General features: G+C 42.4%; 9 protein-coding genes. 4 read left to right on the top strand and 5 right to left on the bottom strand.

The window, feature by feature from the left end; all coding sequences use genetic code 11:
- The first annotated feature begins 83 nt into the window (after positions 1 to 83).
- Positions 84 to 977, top strand: a complete 894-nt coding sequence (locus ACUVXA_RS12175; RefSeq protein ID WP_445871540.1) for a B12-binding domain-containing radical SAM protein — start codon at positions 84 to 86, stop codon at positions 975 to 977.
- Between the two features lie 33 nt (positions 978 to 1,010).
- On the opposite strand, the gene ACUVXA_RS12170 is transcribed toward ACUVXA_RS12175, so the two are convergent.
- Together ACUVXA_RS12170 and ACUVXA_RS12165 are read right to left on the bottom strand one after the other, a co-directional pair.
- Positions 1,011 to 1,640, bottom strand: coding sequence for an HAD-IB family phosphatase (locus tag ACUVXA_RS12170; protein WP_445871539.1), 630 nt, complete (start codon positions 1,638 to 1,640; stop codon positions 1,011 to 1,013).
- Between the two features lie 68 nt (positions 1,641 to 1,708).
- Positions 1,709 to 3,043 carry an aspartate aminotransferase family protein gene (locus ACUVXA_RS12165; protein ID WP_445871538.1) on the bottom strand — a complete coding sequence of 445 codons (1,335 nt, stop codon included), beginning with the start codon at positions 3,041 to 3,043 and terminating at the stop codon, positions 1,709 to 1,711.
- Positions 3,044 to 3,201: 158 nt separating this feature from the next.
- On the opposite strand from ACUVXA_RS12165, the gene ACUVXA_RS12160 reads away from it, so the two are divergent.
- The gene (locus tag ACUVXA_RS12160) at positions 3,202 to 3,735 is read left to right on the top strand and encodes a DUF6125 family protein (RefSeq protein WP_445871537.1); all 534 of its coding nucleotides are present in this window, start codon (positions 3,202 to 3,204) and stop codon (positions 3,733 to 3,735) included.
- A gap of 102 nt (positions 3,736 to 3,837) precedes the next feature.
- On the opposite strand, the gene ACUVXA_RS12155 is transcribed toward ACUVXA_RS12160, so the two are convergent.
- Positions 3,838 to 4,257 carry a hypothetical protein gene (locus ACUVXA_RS12155; protein WP_445871536.1) on the bottom strand — a complete coding sequence of 140 codons (420 nt, stop codon included), beginning with the start codon at positions 4,255 to 4,257 and terminating at the stop codon, positions 3,838 to 3,840.
- A gap of 440 nt (positions 4,258 to 4,697) precedes the next feature.
- Between ACUVXA_RS12155 and ACUVXA_RS12150 the strand changes: the two genes are divergently transcribed.
- Positions 4,698 to 5,873 carry a saccharopine dehydrogenase NADP-binding domain-containing protein gene (locus ACUVXA_RS12150; RefSeq protein WP_445871535.1) on the top strand — a complete coding sequence of 392 codons (1,176 nt, stop codon included), beginning with the start codon at positions 4,698 to 4,700 and terminating at the stop codon, positions 5,871 to 5,873.
- Between the two features lie 216 nt (positions 5,874 to 6,089).
- On the opposite strand, the gene ACUVXA_RS12145 is transcribed toward ACUVXA_RS12150, so the two are convergent.
- The gene (locus ACUVXA_RS12145; RefSeq protein ID WP_445871534.1) at positions 6,090 to 6,911 is read right to left on the bottom strand and encodes an amidohydrolase family protein; all 822 of its coding nucleotides are present in this window, start codon (positions 6,909 to 6,911) and stop codon (positions 6,090 to 6,092) included.
- A gap of 286 nt (positions 6,912 to 7,197) precedes the next feature.
- Here ACUVXA_RS12145 and ACUVXA_RS12140 point away from each other — a divergent pair, with 286 nt between their 5' ends.
- Positions 7,198 to 8,382: an MFS transporter gene (locus tag ACUVXA_RS12140; protein WP_445871533.1), complete on the top strand. Its 1,185-nt coding sequence runs from the start codon at positions 7,198 to 7,200 to the stop codon at positions 8,380 to 8,382.
- Positions 8,383 to 8,459: 77 nt separating this feature from the next.
- Here the strand turns inward: ACUVXA_RS12140 and ACUVXA_RS12135 are convergent, their stop codons facing one another.
- Positions 8,460 to 8,663 (bottom strand): dodecin family protein, encoded by a 204-nt coding sequence (locus tag ACUVXA_RS12135; protein WP_445871532.1) that lies wholly within the window; start codon positions 8,661 to 8,663, stop codon positions 8,460 to 8,462.
- Positions 8,664 to 8,692 lie beyond the last annotated feature (29 nt).

Below are 8,692 nucleotides of genomic sequence, written 5' to 3'. Positions count from 1 at the left end.
AGAATCGAACGAAACTACATCGCCGAAGATTGGTATGCTAAACTTTAAAAATTGGGACTTTATTGTGAAGTATGGTGATATTTATGGGTTTTGAGTTTCCTCCCTATCGCCCGCCATCTGAGGCTTATAGTATGCTGATTAGGGTGACTCGGAACTGTCCCTGGAATCGGTGTGCTTTCTGTATCATGTATAAGGGTCAAAAATTCTCCCGGAGGCCGGTGGAAGAGGTTAAGAGTGATATTTCGATGGCGGCGGAGGTTTACGGGGAGAGACCCACCATGTTCTGGGGGGATAGCAACTCCATTATCCTGAAAACCGTGGAGTTGGAAGAGATATTGGACCATACCTATAATGTTTATCCGAATCTGGAGAGAATAACCAGCTATGCTCGGGCGAAAACTATTCTACATACTAAAACTGTTCCCGAGTTGAAAAGATTGCATGAGGCTGGGCTCAACAGGCTTCACTTGGGCCTTGAAACTGGGGACGACTGGCTTTTGAAATTCATAAATAAGGGTGCAACTGCTGAGGAAATGATTAAAGCGGGAAGGATGGTGGTTGAATCCGGAATTCATCTCAGCGAGTATGTGATTCTGGGACTAGGTGGCGTGGAGAGATATGAGGCACACGCGAAGGAAACCGCAAAAGTGTTAAACCAGATAGATCCAGCCTTTATCCGAGTCCGTACCCTGATACCAGTACCGGGAACTCCCCTATACGACGTTTTCCAAAAAGGACTTCTTACCCTAGGTTCTCCCTTGGATGTTTTGAAAGAAACCAGAATGCTGATTGCTGACCTGGAGGTTAACAGTGAATTTCTGAGCGATCATGTTTCTAATTATTTGCCTGTTCACGGCAAACTGCCCGAAGACAAGGACGACATGTTAGAGTTTTTGGACTCCAATATTGAGCTTCTGGAAATGGATCCTGAGACTGGAAGAAAGCTTCTCCAACCAGAATATCTAAGAAGACTCTAAAAAACAGAATCATTTTCTAAAAATTCATCAATACTATTTTTCGAATATTTGGAGGATTTCTCTCAAATCATTTACCACCATGTCCGCAACCTTTACCAGTTCTTCGGAAGCTTTGTAAGCGACGCCTAGGCCTGCCGCTAATAGGAAGGATTTGTCAAATCTACTATCCCCCACCGCAATGCATTCCTCGAGTTTAAACCCATGGGACCTTGCAACTTTTTCCAGTGCTTTATCCTTTTCTAATAGCTCTACTCTCAAAATTCCCTCCCCGGTTAAAAAACCATTTTGGTCTGTTTCTAAACCATTTGCCACGGTGCAGTTTATACCTAATTTATTTCCCAGATGTTGTGCCCGGATGTCTATGCCTGCTGATACAATACAGATCTCTAGTTCTTTTTCTCTCAAAATTTTAGTGACGTACTGGGCGTGTGGCTGTAGCTCATAATCTGAGAGAACTTTTTTAATCTCATCGATGTGTGGCGGTGGTTGCCAGAGCTTGATGTCTCTTCGCATAAACTCATTGTAGTCGATTTTTCCATCAAGGTAGTCTCTTAAATTTGTTAGGTTTTCTACGTTAAAGTGTCTGTGTAGAATCTGCCAGCTGTTAAGCCCGGAGATAATTGTTCCGTCCATGTCAAAAACTATTAATCGGTATCCACTCAAAATTATTTACACCTAAGTGAAATGAATTTATTCCACCTCGACCCAATATATCTCAGTAATTTAGTGGACTATTTTATCTCCTTTAAGGTTTCATCCATAATGTCTAGGCCCACCTCTAATAGTTCCTCTTCAATTATTAGTGGGACCAGGATTCGAATCACATTGTCGTAGATGCCGCATCTCAGCGTGATTAATCCCTTTTTATTGCAGTTTTCTACCAGTTTTTTGGTTTCTTCTTTTGCGGGCTCTTTGGTTTTTTTATCCTTAACCAGTTCTAGGGCAGCCATTGGTCCCTTTCCTCTTACATCACCGATAATTTCGTGTTTTTCCTGCATCTCGTGTAGTCTTTTCAGGATGATTTCTCCTATATCCTGAGCGTGTTCAAGACCGTTTTCAATGATTTTGATGGTTTCGAGTGCCGCAACGCATGAGATCGGGCTTCCCCCGAAAGTGGTTCCCAGACCTCCCTTCTGGGCGACATCCATCATTTCGGCTTTACCAATCGTCGCACTGATGGGAAAACCTGAGGCTATGGATTTTGCTACAGTAATTATGTCCGGTGCTACACCGTAGTTTTCAACACAAAACATTTTACCGGTTCTACCCATTCCCGCCTGGATTTCATCGTCTATTAGTACTATTTCGTACTTGTCGCATATTTTTCTGAGTCCCGGGAACCAGTCATCTGGGGGTACTATGAAGCCTCCCTCTCCCTGTATGGGTTCGACGATTATGACTGCAATCTCTTCCGGGTCATAGCGGACTGCAAATCCCTCTTCGATAGCGTGTAAACATCTTAGTCCACAGCTGGGATACTCTAAACCATAACGGCAGCGATAGCAGTAAGCGTAGGGATAGCGGTCCATGTTATAGATATATGCGTTGAAACCGAACTTGTAGGGTCTAACCTTACTTGTGAGAGCCATACCCAACCGTGTTCTGCCATGGAAGGCATTTTCAAAAGTGATGATAATGGGCTTATTAGTGTAGTGTATTGCGATTTTGACCGCGTTTTCAACGGCCTCCACTCCGCTGTTAATTATAAGAGCCTTTTTCTTGAAGGAGCCAGGTGTGATATTGCAGAGTTTCTCAGCCAATCTTATGTAGACCTCGTAGGGCACAACCTGGTAGCCGGTGTGGATGAGTTTTTCAGTTTGTTCCTTAACCGCCTGAACAACCTCCGGTGGACAATGACCAGCGTTTACGGTACCTATGGCACCTGCAAAATCGATGTAAACATTACCGTCCACATCTTTTAGAAGGGCACCCTTCGCCTCCTCCACAAAAATACTATTATCCATACCCAAACTCTTAGGAATGTATTTCTCGTGAAGCTTCCACAATTCTCTGGATTTAGGACCCGGAATTTCTGTAACAATTTTCGGTCTGTCTAGTTGTTTCATCTTCTCACCAACTTACTTAATTTATAAGCTGTATTGTAAATTTTGTCTAATATTATAAGGAATATTAATAATATAAGAGATGATTATTTAATTTTTACCCACACTTTTATTTAGATATATCGACTTCTGGATTGGTGCACAAATTGTGGTGAATTAAAATGAGCGAAATGGATAGAAACTGGTTGCAAAGTCTTCCCCAAGAGAAATTAGTGAACCTTTTTTCTCTGCAAATTAAAAATATTTGGAGAGTTGATGGTCTCTACTTTTTAGGCATAGAGGAAAATTTTGGCACCGACGCCGCAACAGAAATAGATAGAAACTGCTGGAGCACTTTAGCGAAAATGGAAGCTAGAGACTTGAAACATCTTTTGGAACTGAAAAGTAATGATTTAGAGTCCTTTATGATTGCGTTGAGAGCCACGAGCTGGGCTCTGTACCAAGAGGCCAAGGAATGGGAAGTCAAATCCGATAAAGCAATATTCCGGATTACTAGTTGCCGTACCCAAAAGACCAGACTAAAGAAAGGTGTCGGAGAATTCCCCTGCAAAAAGGTTAGATACACCTATCTGAAAGAGTTCGCAAAAGCATTCAATCCCGAAATGGAAGTAAACTGCATTGTATGCCCCCCTGATAAGCACCCTGAAAATCTGTGGTGTGGGTGGGAATTTGTACTAAAGCCAAAGGCAAAATAGAAATAGAATATCCTCAAAATAATTGTTTTCCCAAAAATATTGGGTAAAATGTTCTTTTCACAAGAATTTATCTCTTTTTCGCCAATAATAACTGTGTAAAAACTAATCGGTCATAGCGATTCTTATAATTGAACCGCAAACACTACACTTTCCCACAACCACCCCCTCATCATAAAAGCTAGGTTGATCATCCCAGACCTCTATTCGATCACAGCTAGCTACAAAAAACTTCGCGCTATCACACTTACACCTACATTCCTCAATATACTGAAGCTTACTACCCTCCAGTAATGAGTATAGATACTCCTGCTTCTCTCCACAGACCGAACATTTAAGCCAAATCTTTCCATGGAAATCCACTGGCGAGTCTCCATTCCAGTGTTCAACAGTCACCTCAAAAGGCACCACTCCACATTTATCACAACCCGCCTCAACATATATGTGAACGTCATCCGGATAACTTTCCGCCCCCACTATTTCCCTAGCAAACTGTTCCAAATCTGGCAAATTCGATTTTGTCATAAATAACACCTTTTAAAATAATAGTGCATCAATTCATAAACAATCTCATTTCTCTTCAAACGTGTTAAGCAGGCAGCACACCAATACCAACAAGCGACCTATAGAGTCTTTGGAATGCAAGTATTATCTAAAGATATGATATATGAATCTTTCGCTACAACCTTGGTCATCAGGACGAATTAAAATTTGCCGTATAAACATGGATTTCAGAAAATTTCTAGCCATCCGTTGGCCTGGTTTGGAATATCAGTGTTCTTAATGAACTCCTAGAGCTGTTGGTCCTTATTTTCAAAATAAGCAGCATGGCTTATGTTTTTTTCTATGATTCAGAAATTTGGCGTACCCTATCGCTATCCAACAACGGGAAACATATAAGTTAAGCTTTTACTCCTATTTGAATAACACACGTGAATAATATTGTTTAGGAAAAGGTGTTGATAATGCGTATAGTAGTATTGGGTGGAGCTGGCACCATGGGATCCGCAGTAGTGGATGATCTAGTAAAGAGTGGCGTAGACGAAGTCGTGGTTGCAGATCTAAACATCACCGCAGCCCAGAAGGTTATTGAAAAGTATAAAAAGGCGGACACCGAGGTCGCCGCACAGTTCGTTGATGCTAATGTACACGAGAGTTTAGTTGAGGTTATCTCCGGTGCCGATGTGGTCTCAAGCAACATTGGACCCTTCTACGAGTACTGCGTAAAAGTGGTGGAGGCGGCCATAGAAGCAAAAGTCAACCTGGTAGACATCTGCGACGATTTTGACGCCGCGGAAGAAGCCTTCAAACACGACCCACAAGCCAAAAAGGCGGGAATAACCGCATGCATAGGCTGTGGAGCAAGCCCCGGACTCAGCAACATGACTGCCAAGTACGCCGCCACCAAAATGGATAGAGTGGACGACATCCTAATAGCCTGGGCCGTGAGCGTCCGCGACACCGGAGGCCCCGCAGCAAATTATCACATCCTACACTCCCTAAGTGGAAAAGTTCCCACATACCGCAACGGAAAAGTAAAATACATAGAGGCGGGCTCGGAAAAAGAAACTGTCAAGTTCCTAGACCCCATCGGAGAAGTGGAGGTCTACAGCTTCGGACACTCGGAACCCCTCACCCTGCCCCGATACATTCAAGGTGTAAGAAATGTAAGCATAAAGGGGGCCACTCTTCCAGTATGGCTCGATGAGGTTTTTAGAAGACTGAGCAGATCCGGATTTGCGAGCAAGCAACCGGTTAGCGTCAAGGGAGTATCAATAGTCCCACTAGATTTCGCTGTATCACTGACCTTCTCACAGTATGCCTATCCCCAAGAAATTAAAGACATGATAGAAAAAGAGGCCCCAATCGCCTCCGCGGAAAAACTCATAGTCACCGGGGAAAGAAAAGGAGAACCAGTGAAATATACCTATGATGGACTAGCCAGTTTCGCAACAACAACCGCTGCTGCTGCCTCAGTGGCCGCACAGATGATTGCAAGTGGAAAAACCACAAGTCAGGGAGTATTGCCGCCCGAAGGATGTCTAGACGCCAGAGAGTTTCTCAAAGAGATAATAAAAAGAAAAATAGAAATAATCGAAACCGAAGAAATAACCCGAAGCTTAACTAAGGAAAAAATTTAGGAAACCGAATTAAAAAGGAAAAGATTCCTACACGGACACCTACGCACTTATTATAGAAAAATTAGAAACCATAATTGAGGCTAAGTGTGAACAAATGGTCGAGGGTCACCGAGAGTACCTGTGGCCCAATATATGTTATTCTATGTTATTCGTCTCTGTGAGCTAAATTTAATCTACTTCTACCTTTTAAAAATAAAAAGTTGTTTTTTGGAGGTTTTAGTTTATTCCTAGGAATCGCTTTGGATTTTCGTCAAAGATTTTTTCAAGTATGCCATTCTTAAATGGGAGTTGTTTTAGTTCTTCTACTATTCTTTTTCTGGAGAGTAGTGGATAATCGGAGCCGAAAAGGGCTTTGTTTCTAAGAGGCCCATTAATATATGTTATTACAGGTTCTGGTATGTGTTTCGGAGCCCATCCTGCTAAATTAATATAAACATTAGGATTCCTCTGGCAAACAGCTATGGCCTCGTAGAACCACGGAAACCCAAAATGGGCAATTACTAGTTTTAAATTTGGGAAGTCCACCGCCACATCATCAACGTATAAGGGTTGGCAGTATTTTATGCGTGTTCCGGAGTGGAACTGGGTTCCGGTGTGGAGGAGCACTGGTATTTCTAGCTCCTGTGCTTTCTCATAAACCGGATACATTATTTTATCATTGGGATTAATTTCGAGAAGGTGAGGCAACAATTTGAGCCCTTTTAGATCTAATTCTTTAACCGCTCTTTCCAACTCTCTTACCGCTAAGACTCCCTTGCGTGGGTCGACTCCTGCGAATCCAATGAGTCTATCCGGGTATTGGTCCACTGCTTCTGCTACTAGCTCGTTTGATACCTTGTATCCCCAAACTGTTTCAGCGTCTATGGCAACTATGACTGCTTTATCAACTCTTGCCTCGTCCATATCCTTTATTTCATCTTCGAGCTTGGGTCCTGCGAAATCGGATCCGAAAATTGCCAAGTAGCCTGCTTTCATGTGTTCGGGCATGGCTTTGAAAGCTTCCTCATTCCAAAGCTGACTGTGAGTGTCAATAATCAATAAAATCACCTCAATATGCCGTTTTATTACAAGTTTTTATTACGGAAATCCCTTTTGGTTTTAATCTTTTTTGCCAAAAAAGCTGTCAAGTCGTAGATTTAGGGCTGTAACAACAAGGGTAAAGGATTCTAAACTTCACATTTTACCCAAAAACTTAAATTGAAATCAAATAATCTTCTGCTTATTCAGATCGGTTTCACCGCCTATGATTGTGATGTACTTGCTAAAAAGAACTATCACCATAAGATACGTTTTCTTAATTCTATTCATCTCGGTGTTCACCTCTATGCTGGGTATAGGGATAGTGGCACCTATATTGCCTATCTACGCGGAGCAGAGTCTGGGTGCTTCTGGAATTTGGATTGGTTTAATTTTTGCAGGTTTTGGACTCTCCAGAAGCATTATAAGCCCGTTCGTGGGTCGAGTATCCGACGTGAGAGGAAGAAAAAACTTTCTAATAATTGGGCTGATTGGCTACACTCTAACTGGTTTAGGCTACGTTATCGCCAACAGCGTGGTTCTTATAACCCTTATACGTTTTGCCAACGGCTTTACCTCCGCTATGGTTTTACCCGTTTCCCAAGCTTACATAGGGGATATAACCCCTAAAGGTAGAGAGGGAACCTACATGAGTACCTTCATGACCTCACTCATGGTTGGGTTTGGTGCCGGTCCTTTTATAGGCGGTTGGATGGCGGACACTTATGGTGCTTTTTCAGCCTTCTACGCCATGGCCGCATTTAGCGCCCTAGCGTTGGCGCTGGTCATTATTTTCCTTCCCCAACTTGAAGATGTGAGAAGTAATCCTCACTCGGAATTAGAAAAACAAAAAACAGTTCCAAGGATTAGAGGCAAGCCCTCACTGAGGAGAGCAATTAAGGACGACAACGTGAAAGGGATAATAATTTATAGAACATCGATCGGCCTCTCAAGAAATGCTCTAGTATCCTTCCTACCCATTTTTTTGACATCCAGTTTTGCTGCCTCAGCCACCCAGGTCGGAATTATTCTAGCGGTTTTTCTCCTAGTAGGAGCCGTTTTACAATCCCCCATGGGCATGATCGCAGACAGATTCGACAAGAAGAAACTGATCTTGATAGGTATGAGTTTTGGAGCTTCAATACTATTTACTATACCCTATATTCCTAATCTGGGGATAATACTTCTGGTCGCATTTCTTGCTCCGATTTTTTCAGTGACTGCTGACGCCCCAGCCCTAGCCCTCGGAACAGAAGTGGGTAGACGACACGGAATGGCCACAGTTCTTAGTCTGTATGATACCGCTATGGGAATAGGGATGGTAGGCGGCCCACTAATATCCGGTTTTTTCGTGGACAATTTCGGAATCAATAGTATGTTCTATCTCTGGGGCATTGTAGGCCTTACGGCCGTATTAGTTTGTTACATATATTTGAAAAGAGGGAAAGAGTACACTTACATTCTGGAACAGTCGACCACAGAAAAAGAATAATTGGTCAATAAAATAATGACAAGCTATTTTTGAGGCGTTAAAAAAAGAGAGAATATTGAATTTCAAGTTTTTCATTTTTAACGCTCTACTTCGAAAATTATTTTTAATCTGGTTCTATAGGCTACTATCTTATCGTTTTCGACTTTGCAGTCAAACTCCTCAATGGAAACCCTTGAGATATTTCGTATAGTTTTCGCCGCCTCATCCATCGCATTTTTCGCAGCATCTTCCCAAGACTTGTCGGATATCCCTACTATTTCAATTAATTTCCAGACGGGCATACTCTACACCTCAACCTCTAATCATATAT

This window comes from Candidatus Jordarchaeum sp. (assembly GCF_052745115.1).
This window is presented reverse-complemented; position numbering and strand designations above follow the sequence as displayed.